The organism is Ruegeria sp. AL3, assembly GCF_056536065.1.
This window is the reverse complement of sequence record NZ_JBQFJG010000001.1, coordinates 1,123,977-1,143,899: the sequence shown is the minus strand read 5'-3', so window position 1 is coordinate 1,143,899 and position 19,923 is coordinate 1,123,977. Positions and strand designations below refer to the sequence as shown.

At 57.8% G+C, this 19,923-nt stretch carries 14 protein-coding genes and 1 tRNA gene; 6 read left to right on the top strand and 9 right to left on the bottom strand.

Annotated features, from left to right (window positions below):
- Positions 1-163: 163 nt before the first annotated feature.
- The 3 genes from gltB to ACR3E6_RS05720 are packed head-to-tail and all read right to left on the bottom strand — an operon-like array spanning position 164 to position 6,588.
- Complete coding sequence (gene gltB / locus ACR3E6_RS05730; protein ID WP_480486237.1) at positions 164-4,696, bottom strand: glutamate synthase large subunit; 4,533 nt, start codon at positions 4,694-4,696, stop codon at positions 164-166.
- Positions 4,693-5,130 (bottom strand): GFA family protein, encoded by a 438-nt coding sequence (locus ACR3E6_RS05725; protein ID WP_152459664.1) that lies wholly within the window; start codon positions 5,128-5,130, stop codon positions 4,693-4,695. Before ACR3E6_RS05725 ends, gltB begins: the two co-directional genes overlap by 4 nt.
- Before the next feature lie 24 nt (positions 5,131-5,154).
- Positions 5,155-6,588, bottom strand: coding sequence for an NAD(P)-dependent oxidoreductase (locus tag ACR3E6_RS05720; protein ID WP_171635269.1), 1,434 nt, complete (start codon positions 6,586-6,588; stop codon positions 5,155-5,157).
- A gap of 230 nt (positions 6,589-6,818) precedes the next feature.
- On the opposite strand from ACR3E6_RS05720, the gene ACR3E6_RS05715 reads away from it, so the two are divergent.
- Positions 6,819-7,622: an undecaprenyl-diphosphate phosphatase gene (locus ACR3E6_RS05715; RefSeq protein WP_480486235.1), complete on the top strand. Its 804-nt coding sequence runs from the start codon at positions 6,819-6,821 to the stop codon at positions 7,620-7,622.
- Here the strand turns inward: ACR3E6_RS05715 and ACR3E6_RS05710 are convergent, their stop codons facing one another.
- Positions 7,623-8,606 (bottom strand): complex I NDUFA9 subunit family protein, encoded by a 984-nt coding sequence (locus ACR3E6_RS05710; protein WP_209835594.1) that lies wholly within the window; start codon positions 8,604-8,606, stop codon positions 7,623-7,625. It abuts the gene before it with no gap.
- A 201-nt stretch (positions 8,607-8,807) separates the two neighbouring features.
- On the opposite strand from ACR3E6_RS05710, the gene ACR3E6_RS05705 reads away from it, so the two are divergent.
- Positions 8,808-8,894 (top strand) — tRNA-Leu (locus ACR3E6_RS05705).
- 498 nt (positions 8,895-9,392) lie between these two features.
- Here the strand turns inward: ACR3E6_RS05705 and ACR3E6_RS05700 are convergent.
- Entirely contained in the window at positions 9,393-10,295 is a 903-nt protein-coding gene (locus tag ACR3E6_RS05700) for a class I SAM-dependent methyltransferase (RefSeq protein WP_480486233.1), read from the bottom strand.
- Between the two features lie 562 nt (positions 10,296-10,857).
- The gene (locus ACR3E6_RS05695; protein WP_480486232.1) at positions 10,858-11,670 is read right to left on the bottom strand and encodes a viperin family antiviral radical SAM protein; all 813 of its coding nucleotides are present in this window, start codon (positions 11,668-11,670) and stop codon (positions 10,858-10,860) included.
- 159 nt (positions 11,671-11,829) lie between these two features.
- Here ACR3E6_RS05695 and ACR3E6_RS05690 point away from each other — a divergent pair, with 159 nt between their 5' ends.
- Together ACR3E6_RS05690 and ACR3E6_RS05685 are read left to right on the top strand one after the other, a co-directional pair.
- Positions 11,830-12,531: a hypothetical protein gene (locus tag ACR3E6_RS05690; protein ID WP_480486230.1), complete on the top strand. Its 702-nt coding sequence runs from the start codon at positions 11,830-11,832 to the stop codon at positions 12,529-12,531.
- Positions 12,532-12,846: 315 nt separating this feature from the next.
- Positions 12,847-13,935 carry a hypothetical protein gene (locus ACR3E6_RS05685; protein WP_480486228.1) on the top strand — a complete coding sequence of 363 codons (1,089 nt, stop codon included), beginning with the start codon at positions 12,847-12,849 and terminating at the stop codon, positions 13,933-13,935.
- Positions 13,936-14,136: 201 nt separating this feature from the next.
- Here ACR3E6_RS05685 and ACR3E6_RS05680 read toward each other — a convergent pair whose 3' ends face one another.
- The 3 genes from ACR3E6_RS05680 to ACR3E6_RS05670 are packed head-to-tail and all read right to left on the bottom strand — an operon-like array spanning position 14,137 to position 17,767.
- A complete protein-coding gene (locus ACR3E6_RS05680) occupies positions 14,137-15,630 on the bottom strand; it encodes a heme biosynthesis HemY N-terminal domain-containing protein (RefSeq protein ID WP_480486226.1) in 1,494 nt (497 codons plus the stop codon).
- A gap of 10 nt (positions 15,631-15,640) precedes the next feature.
- Entirely contained in the window at positions 15,641-16,999 is a 1,359-nt protein-coding gene (locus tag ACR3E6_RS05675; protein WP_480486224.1) for a COG4223 family protein, read from the bottom strand.
- A 54-nt stretch (positions 17,000-17,053) separates the two neighbouring features.
- Positions 17,054-17,767 carry a uroporphyrinogen-III synthase gene (locus ACR3E6_RS05670; protein WP_480486222.1) on the bottom strand — a complete coding sequence of 238 codons (714 nt, stop codon included), beginning with the start codon at positions 17,765-17,767 and terminating at the stop codon, positions 17,054-17,056.
- A gap of 98 nt (positions 17,768-17,865) precedes the next feature.
- Here ACR3E6_RS05670 and tsaD point away from each other — a divergent pair, with 98 nt between their 5' ends.
- A complete protein-coding gene (gene tsaD / locus ACR3E6_RS05665) occupies positions 17,866-18,963 on the top strand; it encodes a tRNA (adenosine(37)-N6)-threonylcarbamoyltransferase complex transferase subunit TsaD (RefSeq protein ID WP_210093109.1) in 1,098 nt (365 codons plus the stop codon).
- A complete protein-coding gene (locus tag ACR3E6_RS05660) occupies positions 18,960-19,922 on the top strand; it encodes an NAD(P)H-dependent glycerol-3-phosphate dehydrogenase (RefSeq protein WP_480486220.1) in 963 nt (320 codons plus the stop codon). The genes tsaD and ACR3E6_RS05660 overlap by 4 nt, the downstream gene beginning before the upstream one ends.
- Position 19,923: the final 1 nt, after the last annotated feature.

The following is a 19,923-nucleotide window of genomic DNA, read 5'->3' as shown; positions in this document are numbered from 1 at the left end:
GTCACCATTAGAAACCGAAACAGGCCATGGCTAACACTACAAGGTGAAAAAAGCATGGCGAGATTCGGAAGAGCAGGCAAGAATTCCACTGAAACCTCACAATAATCAGGGCCCCGCGTGCTGTAAATGGCACGCGGGGCCAGTATTTTGATGGAATTTAGGCTTACTCGGCCGGAACTGCCGTGACTTCTTCGCTCAGCGGGTGGCTGAGTTTGTTGAGCATTTCTTTGGGACAAACCTGTAGGAAGTTGCCCTTTTCCACGTCCCAATGCTGGAGAATATCCGCGGCCTTGCGGCTGTAGGTCTCCTCGGCGTGACGCGTGATCAGGGCTTTCAATTGATCCACCCAATGGTCCACGGTGACCGGGCAGGTCACAAGCGTTTCCTTGTTCATCAACGCTTCGGCCTTGCCTTCGGGATCATACAGATATGCCATGCCACCGGTCATCCCGGCACCGAAATTGGCCCCGATGTCACCAAGTATCACGGCCACGCCGCCGGTCATGTACTCACACCCGTTCGAGCCACATCCTTCAACCACAACTTTGGCACCCGAGTTGCGCACGGCAAATCGTTCACCCGCGCGGCCAGCCGCGAACAGATGGCCGTCAGTTGCACCGTAGAGAACCGTGTTGCCGATGATCGTGTTGTCGTCCGCCTTCAGCGGGCTGACCTGCGGCGGGCGCACAACGATCGTGCCGCCAGACAGGCCCTTGCCAACATAGTCATTGGCATCCCCCGACACTTCCAGCTTCAGACCCGGAGCCGCGAAAGCCCCCAAGGACTGACCGGCCGAACCCTGAAGTTTCACGTGCAGGTGGTCATCCTGGAACGTGTTCCGCATGCCAAAATTCTGCACAATGTGGCTGGAAATGCGGGTTCCGACGGTGCGGTGCGTGTTCTGGATGGCATATGACAACTGCATCTTCTCGCCATCCTTCAGGAACCGCGCCGCATCGCGCACGATCTCGGCATCCAGCGTGTCGGGCACGGCGTTCCGATCCTTGTCGCGATTGTACACGATGTTATGCGCACCATCGACGGTGATCAGCAGCGGGTTGAGATCCAGATCGTCCAAATGCGCCGAACCCCGGCTAACCTGCGCCAGCAGATCGGCCCGACCGATGATTTCATCCACGGAACGCGCGCCAAGGCTGGCCAGCAGCTCGCGCACTTCCTGCGCGTAGAAGGTGATCAGGTTCACCACCTTGTCGGCGTTGCCGGTGAACTTGGCGCGCAGGGATTCGTCCTGCGTACAGACACCAACCGGGCAGGTGTTCGACTGGCACTGACGCACCATGATACAGCCCATCGCGATCAGGGCGGCGGTGCCGATGCCGTATTCCTCGGCCCCCATCATCGCCGCCATGACGATGTCGCGCCCGGTACGCAGGCCGCCATCAGTGCGCAGAGTCACCCGGTCGCGCAGGTTGTTCATCGCCAGAACCTGATGCGCCTCGGTCAGGCCCATCTCCCATGGCAGACCGGCATATTTGATGCTGGTCGCGGGTGAGGCACCCGTACCGCCATTGTGCCCCGAGATCAGGATGATATCGGCCTTCGCCTTGGCCACACCGGCAGCGATCGTGCCAACGCCGGAAGACGCCACCAGTTTCACCGTCACCTTGCAGCGCGGGTTGATCTGTTTCAGGTCATAGATCAGTTGAGCCAGATCCTCGATCGAGTAGATGTCATGATGCGGCGGCGGCGAGATCAGCGTAACGCCCTTGGTCGAGTGCCGCAGACGCGCGATCAGGTCAGTGACCTTCATGCCCGGCAGCTGACCGCCCTCGCCCGGTTTCGCCCCTTGGGCAACCTTGATTTCCAGCTCTTCGCACTGGTTCAGATATTCGGCGGTCACACCAAACCGGCCCGAGGCCACCTGCTTGATTTTGGCCGAGGGGTTGTCACCATTCGGCTCCGGCACGAAATGCGCCGGGTCTTCACCCCCTTCACCACTGTCGGATTTCGCACCGATCCGGTTCATCGCCACGTTCAGCGTCTTGTGCGCCTCAGGCGACAGCGCGCCCAGCGACATGCCCGGCGTGACAAAGCGCTTGCGGATCGAGGTGATCGATTCAACCTCTTCGATCGGCACCGGTTTACCCAATGGTTTGAAATCCATCAGGTCGCGCAGATGGATCGGCGGGTTCGATTGCATCTTGGCAGAATACTGTTTCCACAGCTCAAAGGACGCCTTGTTGCACGCCATCTGCATCATATGCATCGAGGTCGCTTCCCACGCGTGGGTTTCACCCGATTTCCGTGCCTTGTAGAAACCACCGATCGGCAACACGTCCAGACCACTGTTCCAGCCCTTGGCGTGGATTTCTTCGGCCTTTGCCTGGATACCCTTGACGCCGATGCCGGAAATACGGCTGGTCATACCCGGGAAATACTCGGCCACCATCGCGCGGCTCAGGCCAACAGCCTCGAAATTCAGACCGCCGCGATAGGACGAGATCACCGAAATCCCCATCTTGGCCATGATCTTCAACAGGCCCTGGTCGATGGCTTCGCGATAGCGCGCGACATTTTCGGTCAGGGTACCGTCCAGCAGCCCACGATCGATACGATCGGCCAGCGAGTCTTCGGCCAGATAGGCGTTCACAACGGTCGCGCCACAGCCGATCAGAACCGCAAAGTAATGCGGATCGACACATTCAGCCGAGCGTACGTTCAAGGAACAGAACGTCCGCAGGCCCTGACGGGTCAGGTGTGAGTGCACTGCGCTGGTGGCAAGGATCATCGGCATCGCCACCCGATCTTCACCCGAGTTCATGTCGGTCAGCACCAGATGCCCGGCGCCAGACCGTACCGCCTCTTCAGCTTCGGCTCTGACACGGGCCAAAGCAGCGCTCAGCGCACCTTGACCGGGCTCAAAGCTGCAATCGATCTCGGCCAGCGGAGCGTTGAGGTGCCCAACCAGTTCATTCCATTGTGCGTTTCCGACAAAGGGGCTTTCCAGAACGATGATCTCGGTCTGGCTGCTGTCCTCATCCAGCACGTTCTTCAGGTTCCCGAACCGGGTTTTCAAGGACATGACGCGGTATTCGCGCAAACTGTCGATCGGCGGGTTTGTGACCTGACTGAAATTCTGCCGGAAGAAATGGCTGAGCGGGCGGTATTGCTTGGACAGAACCGCCGAGGGCGTATCGTCACCCATGGACGCCAGCGCCTCTTTGCCGTCTTCGGCCATGGGCGCAAGAATCTGCTCCAGCTCTTCGACCGAATAGCCTGCCGCGATCTGGCGTTTGCGCAGATCTTCGCCCGAGAATATCGGCTTTTCGGTCACACCTGCCAGCGCCTCGTCCAGATCGTTGATCTTGCCGACCCACTCGCCAAACGGCAATGCGCTCGCCAGCTTGTTCTTGATCTGGGTGTCGCGATACAGCTTGCCCTTTTTCATGTCGACAGCCAGCATCTGACCGGGGCCCAGCGCGCCTTTTTCGGTCACTGTGGACTCATCAATCGGCACCATGCCGGCCTCGGATCCCGCAATGACAAGACCATCGCCAGTCACGACGTAACGCATCGGACGCAGGCCGTTGCGGTCCAGTCCAGCACAGACCCAGCGGCCATCCGTCATGGCCAGCGCGGCGGGGCCGTCCCACGGCTCCATCACCGAGTTGCAGTAGGAATACATGTCGCGCCAGGCCTGCGGCAGTTCCACCGCCTGTTTCGACCAGCTTTCCGGAACCAGCATGGTTTTCGCCATGGGCGCCGAGCGGCCCGCGCGCACCAGAACTTCGAAAACCGAGTCCAATGCGGCCGAATCCGACGATCCTCCGGCGATGATCGGCTTGATATCCTCGGCATAATCCCCAAACGTCGAGGACGCCATGCGGATCTCGTGGCTTTTCATCCAGTTGATGTTGCCTTTCAGCGTGTTGATCTCGCCGTTATGGGCCAACATGCGGAACGGCTGCGCCAGCCACCATTGCGGGAAAGTGTTGGTGGAATAGCGCTGGTGGTAGATTGCGAAGGCGGATTCAAACCGTTCGTCCATCAGGTCGGGATAGAAGACGGCAACCTGCTCGGCCAACATCATGCCCTTGTAGATGATCGAACGGCACGACAGCGACGCCAGGTACAGCCCGGAAATACCGGCAGCTGAGGCGGCCTTTTCAATACGGCGACGAATGACATAGAGCTCGCGCTCGAAGGTCTCTTCGTCCACACCTTTGGAATTCGAGATCAGGATCTGCTCGATCTCGGGCCGGGTGGCGTTGGCTTTTTCACCCAGACAGGTGACATCGACCGGCACGTGACGCCAGCCATAGATGTAATAGCCCATGCGCAGAACTTCGCTTTCCACGATGGTCCGGCACTGTTCCTGTGCGCCAAAGTCGGTGCGCGGCAGGAAAACCTGACCAACAGCGATCAGTTCGTCCAATTTGGGCTCGTGGCCTGTGCGCCGGATCTGATCGTAGAAAAACGAGACCGGAATCTGCACGTGAATGCCCGCGCCATCACCGGTCTTGCCGTCAGCATCAACCGCGCCGCGGTGCCAGATCGCCTTGAGCGCGTCGATACCGGCGTCCACAACCTTGCGCGAGGCTTTCCCATCCACGGACACAACAAGACCCACACCGCAGGAAGAATGCTCTTCTTCCTCAGAATAGAGACCATTTTCAGCCATCCATTTGCGCTTGGCTTCTTCGGCCCGCACCCAATCGGCATCATATTTGGTCATTGGCTGTCTCCTTCGTCAGAGGGGGCGTACATGGCTTCGACCTCGGCTTTGGTCATCTGCCGGCGTTCGCCTGCGAACGCGTAGCCCTGGGGCTTTTTGTCGATGTAAAGTTCAAGTTTCAGCGGGTTGCCTGCGGCGTTGTCAAACAGACCTGCCGCCATTTGCGTCTGGCCGTGCATCTCGCCCGGGAGCGTGATCCGATACCAAAGCGCCGAGCCGCAATCGGCGCAAAAGGCGCGCTCGGCCCAGTCAGAGGAAGTGAAAGTTTTGACCGGTCCAAGCGCGGCATAGCCTTCTTCGGCCTGAAACGTCACCAGCATGGAACTGGTCCAGCGCCGGCACTGGTCGCAATGGCAGGCCCCCAGCGCATCCCGCGCCGGAGTTGCCGTCACCGTAACTGCGCCACACATGCATTGGCCTTGCAATTCAGGCATTTCGAAGCCTCCTGATCGCCGGGATTATTCGGCCGCAACGGCAGATTTAGCATTGAAGCGTTCGATGATCGCATCAGCGCAGTCACGACCGTCCCGGATCGCCCAGACCACCAGCGAGGCACCGCGCACGATGTCACCGATTGCATAGACTCCGTCCATTTCGGTCTCGCCGGTTTGGAACGCCGCCTTGATCGTACCCCAGCGGGTGACTGGCAGATCAGGTTGTCCGAACAGCGTCGGCAGGTCTTCAGGTTCGAATCCAAGCGCCTTGATCACAAGATCGGCGTCTTCGACATAGTCCGCGCCTTCAATCACTTCGGGGGCCTGACGACCGGATGCGTCTGGCTGTCCCAAGCGCATCTTCTGAACGATAACACCCTTGACCGTGTCTTCACCCGTGAACCCTTTGGGTGCGCTGAGCCATTCGAAGATGACGCCTTCTTCTTCGGCATTCTGCGTTTCACGCTGTGACCCCGGCATGTTGGCCCGGTCCCGGCGATACAGACATTTGACAGAAGTCGCGCCCTGACGGATCGAAGTACGCACGCAATCCATCGCAGTGTCACCGCCGCCAATCACGACGACTTTTTTGCCGTCGGCGTTCAAGCGACCGTTGTCGAATTCTTCGACCTCGTCGCCAAAGCTTTTCCGGTTCGAGGCTGTCAGGAAGTCGATCGCCTTTTCGATCCCGGCCAGACCGCTGCCCGGCATTGCCAGGTCGCGCGACTTGTAGACACCGGTCGCAATGATAACGGCATCATGCTTGGCCCGGATTTCTTCGAACTTGGCCGCATCCACGTCGCAATTCAGAACAAACTCGACCCCACCATCAGCCAACAGGTCATTGCGGCGCTGAACAACGTCTTTTTCCAGTTTGAACCCCGGAATGCCATACATCAGCAGGCCACCGGCCCGGTCATAGCGGTCGTATACCGTGACCTGGATACCAGCCTGGCGCAGCATGTCCGCAGCGGCCAATCCACCAGGGCCTGCACCAATGATACCTACGCTTTCAGCGCGTTCGGCCGATGGAGCAACCGGCTGGACCCAGCCTTTTTCCCATGCGGTATCCGTTATGTATTTCTCGATCGAACCAATCGTGACCGTTCCATGGCCCGACTGTTCGATCACGCAGTTGCCCTCGCACAGGCGGTCCTGCGGACAGATGCGCCCGCAGATCTCAGGGAAAGTATTGGTGGCCTGACTTACCTGATAGGCTTCTTCCAGGCGTCCGGTCGCAGTCAGGCGCAACCAGTCGGGAATATTGTTGTGCAACGGGCAATGCGACTGGCAGTAAGGAACACCGCATTGGCTGCACCGACTCGCCTGCTCGGCTGCTTTTTCAGCGGCGAACTCGGAATAGATCTCGTCAAAGTCGTCCTTGCGGTCATTGGCAGCACGCTTTTCCGGCATGACGCGGTCGATCTGCACAAATTTCAGCATCGGTTGCTTGGCCACGGGTCAGACTCCATGAATTGGCTAGGTTCCGTTTCTTTACGGGATGCGCTTTTGGATGAAAAGTCAATTATACTGACCTAAATTGAAAAAATGCAGCGTGCCTTCAAGAAAAGTGGAAAATAATTGGAAATTTTAGATCCGATTCGGACCTATATGCGCGCTTTCCTTTTTTTCATCGCCCTTATACCCATAACCCACAAAGAACACGTGGCAGCAGCACGGCAGGGCAGATGAGTTTGTTTCACCTGATTCTCGTAGCAATCATTCAGGGAATCACTGAGTTTTTGCCCATATCCTCATCTGGTCACCTGATCCTGCTGCCCAACCTGTCGGGGTTGCAGGACCAGGGTCAAGCCATTGATGTCGCGGTGCATGTGGGAACCCTGGGCGCCGTGGTGCTGTATTTCCGGTCGGATGTAAAACAGGCCCTTTCCGGTGTGCCGCGCGCGTTGACCGGGCGGGGCGACACACCGCAGGCCCGGCTTGCTCTGGGCCTGATCGTTGCAACTGTTCCTACCGTGATCGCGGGCCTCATTCTGCATGTCACCGGGTTGAGCCAGGCCATGCGCTCGATCACGGTCATCGGATGGACAATGCTGGGTTTCGGTCTGCTGCTGTATTGGGTGGATCAGAAGGCTCCTGAAACCAAAGGGGCCGAAAACTGGGGAATACGCGACGCGCTCATCATGGGTCTGTGGCAGGTTCTTGCCCTGATCCCAGGCACGTCCCGTTCCGGGATAACCATAACCGGCGCGCGGCAATTGGGATATACCCGTGAAGACGGCGCGCGGATCGCGATGTTGATGTCGATCCCGACAATCCTGGCGTCGGGCACACTGCTGGCACTGGATGTGGTGCGCGACGCCGATATGCAACTGGCCCGGGATGGGGCCGTTGCAGCGCTGTTTGCCTTTCTTTCGGCCCTGCTGGCGCTCAGCCTGATGATGCGGCTTCTGCGCAGCGTCAGTTTCACACCCTACGTCATCTACCGCGTCATTCTTGGCGTGATACTTTTGATCATGGCCTACAGCTGATCAGATACGCAGGTTTTTGGCCGAGTTCTGAATGTCGTCATACTGACCCGAGGGGCGGAATTTCCACAGGTATTCCGGCAACACCGATTCCAGCGTGGTCGGCACGATCCCAAGGTCTGCAAAAGACTTTGCGCCCTCGGCGACAACATTGTCGTGACGCAGGTTCTTAAGCTGATCGCGCGTCAGAATGTTGTTGGGGAACAGCTGGAAGCTGACAAATTTAACGATATCCAGCACACCCGCCATAATCCGCGCGGCAAAGAACGGCAGGCCGATGATGACGCGGCGACGGTGAATCACTTCAAGCATCTGCTGCATCAAGGCACGAAAGGTCTTAACCTCGGGGCCACCAAGCTCGTAAATACCCGGCTCTGCCTGCCCCAGAACGCCTTTGACGGCAGCTTGCGCCACATCGTCTACGTAAACCGGCTGGAATTTTGTGTCGGCCCCGACCAGAGGCAGGAACGGTCCCATGCGGGTCATTCCGGCGAAACGGTTGAAGAACTGGTCTTCGGTGCCAAAGATCACCGAAGGACGCAGGATCACGGCGTCTGGCATATGTTTCAACACGCTCGCTTCACCATGTGCTTTGGTCCGGGAATACGCGCTGGCTGAATTCGCATCCGCACCGATGGCCGAGATATGAACCATCCGCTTGATGCCCTGCTCGGCCGCCAAACGCGCGATGCGTTCAGCTCCTTCGGCCTGCACGGTATCAAACCCGTTCTTGCCAAGTTCGTTCAGCACACCCACGCAGTTCACAACCGCATCGGCGCTCTGCATCGCCAGCGCCACCGAGGCGTCATCCCGAATATTGCACAGCACCGGTTCGACCTGACCCACGGCACCATAGGGTTTGACGAACATGGCCTCGTTCGGACGACGTACAGCCACCCGGACACGCCACCCCTCTTTCGCCATGCGCCGCGCGATGTAGCGACCGACAAATCCCGATCCGCCAAAAATCGTCACCAGTTTCGACATGAGAGGGCTCCTGCTGAGAAATTGCGCCCTAGAACTAGCGCCCGCAGGCCAGTCAAACAAGGCGCTAATTCGCCGCGACAGTGTTGAAAACCATGCGCGAAAAACACCGGCCGGGAACCGAACTCAAAAAACTTTAAAAAATCTCACCGAATCTGGTTGACGCCCCCCGCGACTAGGCTTAAACGCCCCTCCACGACACCTGCCCAGGTGGCGGAATTGGTAGACGCGCTAGCTTCAGGTGCTAGTGTCCGTATGGACGTGGAGGTTCGAGTCCTCTCCTGGGCACCATCTCTTCCGAACATAGATGGCCGTAAACGCTCAATTTCATTGAGTGTTTTACCGATTCTCGGTTATCGCCCGGAACGTGGTGGAACGCTCGATACCCGCAGAAAACACGACATGTGAGGGTTTGGTTGGGGCTTTACCTCAAAAACACGAGCTTGATGCCCCCAATGGCACTTTCCGATCTTTAGATTCGAACGGCATGGCGAAGTCCAAAGCCATTCAAATTGGCTGATGCTGGCGGCTTGTTCGCATTGGCGAAACCAAGTGGCTCAGAACTATGGGAATGGAATTATCGTCATCTGGGGATTTGTCGAACGCATGGCAACGTCTTGCCGCACCAGCAGCCGGTTTACCGGTCAGGAGGCCTGGGCGAATGCCTGCAACGCGGGACAACGCCGAAGATTGTTTTCTCGGCAATTGCTTTTGCGCACGCGTTGAACGCTGCAACCCGGGATCTGACTGCTTTGTCCGGATCGAAAACCTGTGTGAATTGCTTGGCGTTCAAATCCGTTTGAGCGTGATGACCGATTGAGCAAACCTGGATTTGTCATCTATGACGTCAACAACTTTGAAGTCCGGGGCCCAGTTCTCCTCGATATAGGAAACGGGCACGATCGCATCGCCGTAAGTCTTGTTGCCATCGGTACCTTCCATGAAGACCAGTTCGCCGCTGTCATAACGCGCGGCAAACTCGGGCACCCTGTCTGCGGACTCTGCGAGTAGCTTGTGCCAAGCGTTCGAACCTCTTCGTTTTCCAAGTTGGAATTGACGAAGCAAACCTATTCTGTTTCCAAGTATTCTCGGGCCCAATATTTCGCGTCCGCGATTTTCAATGTATCTCAGGAACCGCCTCGGCTGGACCGTGATCACCAGTACAGCGCCGGGTTTGGTAACGCGCGCCAGCTCGTTACGCCAATGCAAATGAACATCCTCTGGCAGATGCGTGAAAACTGAATACGCCATTGCAGACGAAATCTTGCCGTCGGGCAGCGAAAACGCGCCCAATGGCGAAATTTGCATGAACTCGCCTGGCAGATCTCTTTTCCGGCACTCATCAATGATGTTGGCATTTACATCCGCCGCGAATACTGATCGACTTGGATAATCTTTAGAAAACAGGCGAATATACCGTCCCCAACCACATCCGAAATCCAAAAAGCAATCGTTCTTGCTCGGGTTTTCGCCGTGCGTTGAAAACATCTGCTTTGCGTGCACGTAAAAACCATACGCTTCTCTGATTGCACTGGAAAGCGCGCTTCCGACATATTCGACTTGAATATCATTTGGAGGAAAGTCGGGCAGAGCGCTTGCAAGCTCGCCTCCTTTGTTTTCAGCTTTAGCCAGCCATAGCTGAAGCCAATCGGCATCGGTCAGTTCGTTGAAGCTTTCATGCAAGTCTCTCATACCGGCTGCCCCGCATCTGGAATGATGCCCTTTGAATACGATACGAAATGCGCGATTACAATTGATTGAGTTTCTGGCCTTCAGTCGACGGGCCAGGTCTTGCCAAGGCTCTTGGCGCGAGCAGGTGCACGTTGAATGCCTGAGCCGAAAGATCAACCGCTTTGTGGTCAGCACGACGGTGCGGGACTTCAGTGGATAGAGTTCTGTGTTGGCCAAAAGTGGCGCCACAGCACCTCCGTCATGGGCTCGAAGCATTCATCTGACGGTTTTGGCAGGTTGATCCGGTTCGAAGAACGGTGAAACCGGACAAACCCACCTTTGCTGAGGCGTCAATGCCAACCCATCATTTGCGCGCAGATTCAGCAGCTTGGTCGCCGCTGACGGGCTGAGAAGATAAGGAACGCATCACATCTGCCGTTATCTGTCGGGTTAATTGCTCAAGCAGAACGCGCATATTGCCGGCCATAAACCCGGCCGCGTTTGACGGCCCTGTCAGCCTCCGGAAGCTTCCCAATCACCTTGTTTACATCCTTAACGCTGCAATTCTTCTGCATCGAAAAGCTCATCGATAACGGTTGGCGAAACCGAACGCCGAGAATCCGGCGGACTCCAAGGCCGCACCCGGCCCAACATCCAGTATGGGTCTGCTGTATCGGTACCCTTCCTTCAGGGCATCATTGTGGTTCTGAAAAAAACGGCCCCTGGGATCAATCATCAGGTACGACTTCAGCATGTCTGCGTTGTCTTCAACGCGTATGATGTCCGTCAACGAGCGGTGCCTGTGCACAAAGGCCCGGAACTGCTCATCCGTCACCATGCCGGCCGTGGTTGTCATTGGCAGCGCCCGGAGGATCTTCCACTTGTGGGGTGACAGTCGCGCAATGACTCGAGTCAAGTCCGCCTCGTGATTCTGAGAACTCACAACCGTATTGATCTTCAGCTTCAGGTCAGGGTTGTTTGAGCGTGCCGTTGCGACGCTGTCCCTCAAAGCCTCTGGATCCAACTGCCGAGAGCGACGATCTTCGCGGCCGATCGCCTTGTTCGTGCGCATGTCAGCTGCATCCAGGCTTACTCCAAGCCAATCGAGATGCGGCGCCAGGGCAGACATGGTTTCTGAATCAAGCCTGCTGCCGTTGGTAATGATCGAAACATCAAACCCGATCTGGGCGGCCAGCTCAACGGCACGGATCAAGTCAGCGCGACACAACAATGGCTCACCCCCTGCAAAATTGAGACGGACACGCCGCCAAGTCAAAGTGTCCTTCAAAGGGTTCTTCAAATTTGCAGGATCAAAAAAGCCCAGAGCGATCTCAGCAAATTGGCTGTGTTTTCCGGTTGGCGGATCACGTCGCGCACTGAAGGCGGTCGTTCCCACTTGGCATAGCAATACACGCACCGGTAGTTGCAAGTTTCGTTGACGTGCCAATTGATGACCATTTGGTCGACGCTGTGTTTCAGGGAAGTTTCCACGTCAGGTTCTCCATGTTCATTACATGATTCGAACCTGCCATCGGCGCGCTTCAAAATATCTGACATGAAGCGTGCAAACCAATTTTCCGGAATTACACTACTAAATAATAACATTTTTTGCCAAATATTTACGCTGATTACGAGGGTTCTCTTGGCACTTGTACCTCCACCAGAAGCCATCTTTGTCGAACTGTCCCGGTCTTTCTTTGGCTCAGTAATGGGCAAGCGCGAAAAGACGCGCCTTCTTCGGCGAGAGCTTTCGATGAAGCAGATCGAAAAAGAGCATCGTAGAAGTTGTAGGGAGCTCTTTGTTGCTCTTGAGTTTGATGAGAGCGCGGTCCGGGATGCCGAACAAAATATCTGGGTAGTGGTAATGTTCTTTTGGCGGATCGAGCAGGAGCTTTGGGCATTCGATACGCCGATCCAACATATAGTCTGGGAGCTTTTGATTCACCTGTACGTGCCGGGCGCTGCCCGACGGGCCGCATTCTGGATGATCGACGACCGTTCGGATGACGGTTTGCCGGACGGGCGGTTTTGGTTTTTGCCGGAACCGGATCCCGCAGACCCATCAAGGCTTCGGCTTCCGGTTCAACAGGTTCTGGATTGGGCCTTCGATCTGATCGGTCTGTCAGTTGAGGGCTACGCTGTTCGTTTGGCGGAAGATCATATCGAAAATGGAATCTGCAACCCGGACAAATACCCCAAAGCAAAAATCGCGCGGGCCCTTTATCGCTGGCAACAAGGCATGGCTCTTCCTGACTAGGACAGTATCACACGCACATTTCCCGACAGGTTGACTAAGTCCGGGGATACAGGACCAAACCTGGGATCCCGACTACCGTTTTCCGGATGCTGGGAATACGACACGGGCCAAGATCTGGAATACAACTACCAGTCGGCCCGGAATTTCATTCAGGCCCGGAATCTTACCATCCCACGGTTGCGTTTTGACCTGGACATTTCAGAAGACGCCCTGAGCCGCGCCCTGAATGGGCATCCGCCGGAGGACGAAAAGGCAAGATTTACCTTTCTTGTAAGTCGGCGCTTCGCGCGGCGCAGCATGAAGACCATTCGCCAAATGTTGTTGTTCGCGCGCGCGATGCAGGACGGTTACCTGCGCCTTCTCAAACTGCTTTGCCCGGATGTTCAGCCCACATGCGCCGATCCCCGTGAAAACCGCATTCTGGAACTGACCCACATCTTCAAGCTGGTCTACAACCTGACGCTGGAAGCCCATCGCAACACGACTGGGGAGGGAATATGGGCTCAGGACCAACGTTTCGAGGCCAAACTGAAGGCTTGCGTTCCTTGGATGGTGAGTGCGCTTGCGACAATCTTGCCCTCGAATTTCCAGTATCCGGATGCAACACGCGCAGGTATCTGTGAACGCCTGAGCCGACGCTTTTCCGAGATACAAGACGGTGATCGACTACAGGCTTACATCCCCGGTTCCGGGGATCGCGACGCGTTCAGAAAAATCTTTGAACGCGAAAACCAGTCATTAAAAAACGTCGTGACCGAATTTCAGGATCACCAGTGGCATTGTGAAAGACTGGATCGTCAGGCTGCCGTGGAAGAAATAGAAAGGGAAACGCGCCTTTGGTTTCTGAACAATCTTGCGCAGGATGCGAACGTTCCTGACGTGATCCGGGCCGCCTCGACGAACCGACTCGCGGCAATCGCAAAGGGAACTGCGCTGGAGGGCGTTTGGTTCCGGGACGCGCTTGAAGCGACTCGTCAGAAGGGCGACAAGGCACGCGTCGACAAACTGCTGAGTGAGACGAAAGAGCTTGACCCTTCGGACCGCTGGCGTCCGGTTTGGCTTCACCAAAAAGCGCGGCACCACATCAATCTCAATGAATGGAACCAGGCAAAAACATGCTTGAAGGAAGCAATCGAACTGACGCGGATACAAAGCTTCGGCCCGACACGCGGCCTTCTCTCACTTGACCTGCTTGGGCTGGAATTGACGAAGTCAGCATACAATCAGCGAAATCACGGCGGGTTGGTAAGAGATGTGATCATGTTCGGAGTCGTGGACGTCCCGCCAACGGACAAGTGGGTGGTTGTCACGGCGGAAACCCATTTTTGGGAAGAGCTGTATCAACCCTACGCAGGGACGACGCGGCGAAAGAGGGCGCGCAATCAGCGCAGCCAGAGGCGCTGACTACGAACAAATGCACGTACCGTCAGGATCTGGGCCGAAAACCGCGAAAGACCGGCGAAGAGGCACCAACACTGTCAATGGCACCGCTGTGGCGGATCATGTGTTTTGCCCAGAAATGCCTGACGGCCCGACGCCGTCACCAACATCCTGACCCTTGGAATGCGGAGGATCAGGCCGGCTGCAAAAAAGGCGTTGCAGGGCTCAGGCCTGCTTTTGAACCTCGCCTTCGTCTGCCATCTCTGCCGACTCTGGTGTCACTTCGACCACATCATCCTCGTCCGCGGGCTCCATGACTTCTGGCTCTTCGGATTGATCTTCGAGCGCACCAACGATCAAAGGCAACATATGTACGCCGGTCGCGCTTGCGATTTCGGGTGTTCGTGGTGTCTGCCAGCTGAGCGTGTCGAAGCTGCCACAGTTCTGGCAGACCGGTCCCCATTCAGGTTGGATATCATGGCAATTGGTGCACACCCATTGCGGACCACGCGGCGCATTCAGCGCTTTGGCCAACCAGCCTTGCACAATGGCGTCCGAGGCCCCCTCGCCCCGTTCGATAGCGGCCATCAACGTATAGGCGCGCGCATCTCCCTGCGTTTCGACCACATCGCCCAGCGCACGGCGGGCTTCTGGGAAGTCCTCGGCCACGATGTTCAGTTCGGCCAATATCAGACGCGTTTCCATGTTTTCGGGGTGAATCCGGGTCAGCGCGGTGAACCGCTTGATCCGTTGATCAGGGGTTTCATCCGGCACGATGTCGGCAAAGGCATGGGCCAGATCCGGATGCGGCTGAGCCTCCCATGCTTTTTTCAGAATCTTGGTTGCGGCCCGGGGTTTGCCTTTGGCGATATACGCGCGGGCCGCCATGGCAGCGGCTGGCACCAGATCAGGCGACAGGCGATTGGCTTCAATCGCGCGTTCCTGCTGTTCGACCGTCGCACCTTCGTCCAGAATTCCCTTGGCTTCGGACAAGGCCAAAACCGCGTCACGCCGTTTGAAGACATCGCGCGGCAAGTACCCGGCCTTCAACTTGGCCGTCAGGGTCGAACGTGCACCGGCCCAATCCTGCGCCTTGGTTTGCAGGTTCAGCAGCACGTCCTGCGTTTCTTCATGACGTGGTTTGATCGCCAGGGCCTTCTCGGCCAGTTTGCGGGCCGTTTCATCATCACCTTCGGCCAGCTTCTGCTTCATGATCCCGCGCACGCCAACGAAACGGGTGGCGCTGTTGGTCACCAGTTTTTTATAAGTGTCCGATGCCTTTTTCGTGTCCCCGGTCATCTCGGCGGCCTGTGCCACCAGCAGGTCGGTAAGCTCGGGCTTGTTCAGCAGTTTTTCGGCCTTGCTGGCTTTGGTCATCGCCACGCGCCCTTCGCCCGAGGCCAGCGCCAACAGACCATCAGCCAGCGCCTGGTATCCCTTTTGCTGGCGACTGCGGTCAAAATACCGGGACAAGGCAGTTTCGTCACCGTTCAGGAATTTCAGCGTTGCGATCAGCAGGCTGAGCAACTTGAAAAACAGCCAGACCGCAAAAACCAACACAGCCAGCGCGATCACTGACTGAAGCGGCCCGAGCGTGAATTCCGTGCCCGCGACGGTGATCTGAACCCCGCCACTGGTTTGCATCAGGAAGTGACCGCCCAACGCCAGCAGGCCGATAATCGCAACAAAAACGAGGATCTTAAACAGTGACCACAGCATGGCAGGTCCTTCAGTTCGAGTTCAGGCTGGAAGCCTGTGTATTCGCCGCATCGACGGCGGCGACCCGTGTTTTGGCCGCCTGCTCCCAATCGGACATTGCAGCCTGTGCCGCTTCGGGAAGTGATTTCAGTTCGCTCAAGGCTTTGGCCAGGTCTCCGTCCGCAAGCGCAGCCTGTGCCCGTGACAGGATGGCATCTGGTCCATCCCCTTCCTGTGGCGTGACCGAGCGTGCACCCGTTTGACGTTGCAGGAATGCGATCAGGCCGGTGCCCTTGTCGGCTTCACGGGCTTGGGCCAGCGCGGTTCGGGCCGCAGGCGCGAAACTATCGCGCAGAGAAGAGAGTGTTTCAACACCCTTCTCAGCCGGCCCGGACAGGGCATCCGGTACATCCACACCGCCTGCTTTCAGTTCTGCAACCAGATCGGAATAGGGTTGACCCGCATCCAGTTGCCCATGCAAGCGGGACAGAACAGCGGCATTGGCCGCAGCCTGCGCATCGGCTGTTGCTTTCGCCTCCAGCGCCTGAGCGTCGGAAACCATTTTTTCAACCTCGGCCCGTTGCGAGGCCAGAGAGTCCTGAAGCTTCTTCAGCTCAGCTTCGAAGGCGGCCATGGATTCGGGCGACACGCTGGATTCGATCGGGGTTTTCTCAAGCGTCGCAATGCGCTCTGACAATGGTCCGATCTGGCCTGACAGCGTATCCACTGTGGATTTGATCGCGCTCAGGTCACTTTCCACGGGTGTCAATTTGTCGGACAGCGCTTTGACCTGATCCGTCAAACCAGCAACATCCGGACTGTTTGCAAGCGCCTGAGACAGCTTGGCAATCTGGTCGGACTGGTCTGCCAGTTTGGATTCCAACGCTGCCAAGGTATCCGAGCTGTCCGAGCCAGTTGACAACAACCCGCCATTGCCCAGCGCAAACCCGACGGCGGCAGCGATGGCACCGCCCAGCAAAGCGGGAACAAATCCGCCACGCTTTTCAACGACACGCTCGACCACTTTTTCTTCGACCAGGGCAGTATCTTCAGTCGACGCTTCGGCTTCGGCTTCGGCTTCGGCTTCGGCTTCGGCTTCGGCTTCGGCTTCGGCTTCGGCTTCGGCTTCGGCTTCGGCTTCGGCTTCGGCTTCGGCTTCGGCTTCGGCTTCGGCTTCGGCTTCGGCTTCGGCTTCGGCTTCGGCTTCGGCTTCGGCTTCGGCTTCGGCTTCGGCTTCGGCTTCGGCTTCGGCTTCGGCTTCGGAAAGTTCTTCTTCTACGGCCTCAGTCGGGTCAACAGGTGTATCTTCCTGTTGCAGTTCGGGTTCGACGACGTCATCTGCCTTGGGGGTTTCCACCGGCTTTTCTTCGGACTTTTTCTTACCAGCCACCGCAATATTCCCCTTATCGAATCCAAATTCAGATGAATAACAGCCCCACTCAAGTTAATCGGGGACCGCGCCGCCCTCAACCCGCAACGCATGTTTCACAAGCTTTTTGACAGCCTTACGCATTTTCTTTGGTGTCGGCTTCTTTGCGATCTTCAGGCGCGCATAGTCCAATGAATAAAGGGGATCCGCCGTGGCCTGACTGATTGCGGCCAACCACAAAGGCGCGGATCCGGTCCAAATATCGGCAAAATGTCGCGCCGTTCTTGGTGAAAAAAGCGGTGCGATTACCGGCGAATCCAGAGCTGCCACCCGGGTCGCTTCGGATGTTAGCGGCAACAGCAATTGCTGGTAGACTGGCAGTTCCCCCACGGTCAAGCCGGATTCGGTCAGTCGACCGGCAACATTGCCGCGCGTGTTCTCACCCCTCAAATGCAACAGCGGGCTTTTGGGCCTCCGCTTCAGCAGATGTCCCACCAGTTCTTCCGCCGTGGCCCCGACCATTTCGGCCTGCCAGCCGCAACCCTTCGCTGTGCTGGTCGTTGTCGGTCCGACGCAGAAGGCGGGCAGGTTGCGGTCCACACCTTTCAGGGCCGCCGCGTTCACCGCATTGGCCGACGTGAAAATCAATCCCTGCACACCCTCGGTCTCAACCTCGACCGGCAGCGGCCGGATTTCCATGATCGGAGAATAGATGACCTGAACCCGGGATTTGGTGCGGGTCGGCAGCTGCGCGACGAACCGTTCAGAGGCAGCGCGCGGGCGGGTCATCAACAAATACAACGTGCGGCCCCTTGGCCCTTCAGGATTGTTTGCATCCGCGCAGGGTGATACCCCGCCGTTAGATCATGATGCAACGGATCAGGGTGATGGTGCAAACACTTACCGTACTGGGATTGGAAAGCAGCTGCGACGATACCGCCGCGGCCATCGTGCGCCAAACGACGGGCGCCAAGGCCGAAATCCTGTCATCCGTGGTGCATGGCCAAACCGAACTGCACAGTCCTTTTGGTGGCGTCGTGCCCGAGATCGCGGCCCGGGCGCATGCGGAAAAGCTGGATGTCTGCGTTCTGCAAGCGCTGGACACCGCTGGTCTTTCCCTGAAGGACGTGGACGCCGTTGCGGTCACCGCCGGGCCGGGTCTGATCGGAGGGGTCATGTCAGGCGTCATGTGCGCCAAGGGGATCAGTGCGGCAACCGGTCTGCCGCTGGTGGGTGTCAATCACCTTGCCGGTCACGCGTTGACACCACGACTGACGGACAACATTGCCTTCCCCTACCTGATGCTTCTGGTGTCTGGCGGCCACTGCCAATTCCTGATCGCCCACGAGCCCGAACATTTTACCCGCCTTGGCGGCACCATCGACGATGCACCAGGCGAGGCCTTCGACAAAACCGCCCGCCTTCTGGGCCTGCCGCAACCTGGTGGCCCTTCCGTCGAAGCCGAGGCGCGCGCCGGTGATCCCAAACGCTTTCGATTTCCCAGGCCGCTTCTGGACCGACCCGGTTGCGATCTGTCCTTTTCGGGATTGAAAACGGCCTTGATGCGGATGCGCGACCAGATCGTGAACGAAAAGGGTGGCTTGACGCGCCAGGACCGCGCAGATCTGTGCGCTGGATTCCAGCAGGCGATTGTGGACACGTTGGCCGAAAAGACCCGGCGAGCGATTGATCTGTATCTGGAAACCTCTCCGTCTGAACCCGTGATTGCCGTTGCCGGAGGGGTTGCCGCGAATTCGGCCATTCGGTCTGCATTAGAGTCTGTTTGTGCTGAAAAGAACACCAGATTCACCGCCCCCCCGTTGGCGTTGTGCACGGACAACGCGGCGATGATAGCCTATGCTGGCCTGGAACGCTTTCGTACCGGCGCGCGGGACGGGCTGGACCTGACCGCCCGCCCTCGCTGGCCTCTGGATCAGCACAGCCCGGCCATGCTGGGCGGCGGCAAGAAAGGGGCCAAGGCATGAGTGTATCCATTCTGGGCTCCGGTGCGTTTGGCACTGCTCTGGCTATCTCACTGGCAGGCAACGGGCCAGTGACACTGTGGTCAAGAAACGCCGATCAGGCGCAGCAGATACGCGAGACGCGCGAAAATGCAACCCGGCTGCCCAACATAACCTTGCCCAAGGGCATCACCGTGACCGCGGATATCGCCGAGGCGCTCAGGGCTGACACGCTTTTGTTAGCCGTCCCAATGCAGAAATTGCGCAGCGCTTTGCAGGATCACGCCCCGGCCCTGCGCGGCAAGACTCTGGTGGCCTGCTGCAAGGGAATTGAACTGACCTCGGGGCTTGGACCTGTCGCGGTCATCAAAGAGGGCGTGCCGGACGCCCGCGTCGCGCTGCTGACCGGGCCCAGTTTTGCAGATGACATTGCACATGGCCTGCCCACCGCTTTGACGCTGGCTTGCGAGGATACGGAACTAGGCCAGGCGCTTCAGGCCGAACTGACGACAGCGAACCTGCGCCTCTATCGCACCACAGACACGATCGGCGCTGAACTTGGCGGCGCACTGAAGAATGTCATGGCCATTGGCTGCGGTGCCGCCATCGGCGCAGGTCTGGGAGACAGCGCCCGGGCGGCCTTGATGACCCGCGGGTTTGCTGAGATGCAGCGCTTTGCCGCGATGCGCGGCGCGCGCACAGACACCCTGATGGGTTTGTCCGGACTGGGGGATCTTGTGCTGACCTGCTCTTCCGAACTGTCCCGAAACTATCGTTTTGGCCTTAGTTTGGGTCTGAATCGACCCTTTGACAGCCAAACAACGGTTGAAGGCGTCGCCACCGCTCGTGCCATGTCGGACATTGCCGCCAGGGAGGGGCTGGATATGCCCATCAGCGCCACGGTGGCGGACCTGAGCCATGGCGCCTACAGTGTCACCGAAGCCATTCAAAACCTGCTAAATCGACCCCTCAAGGAGGAATAAC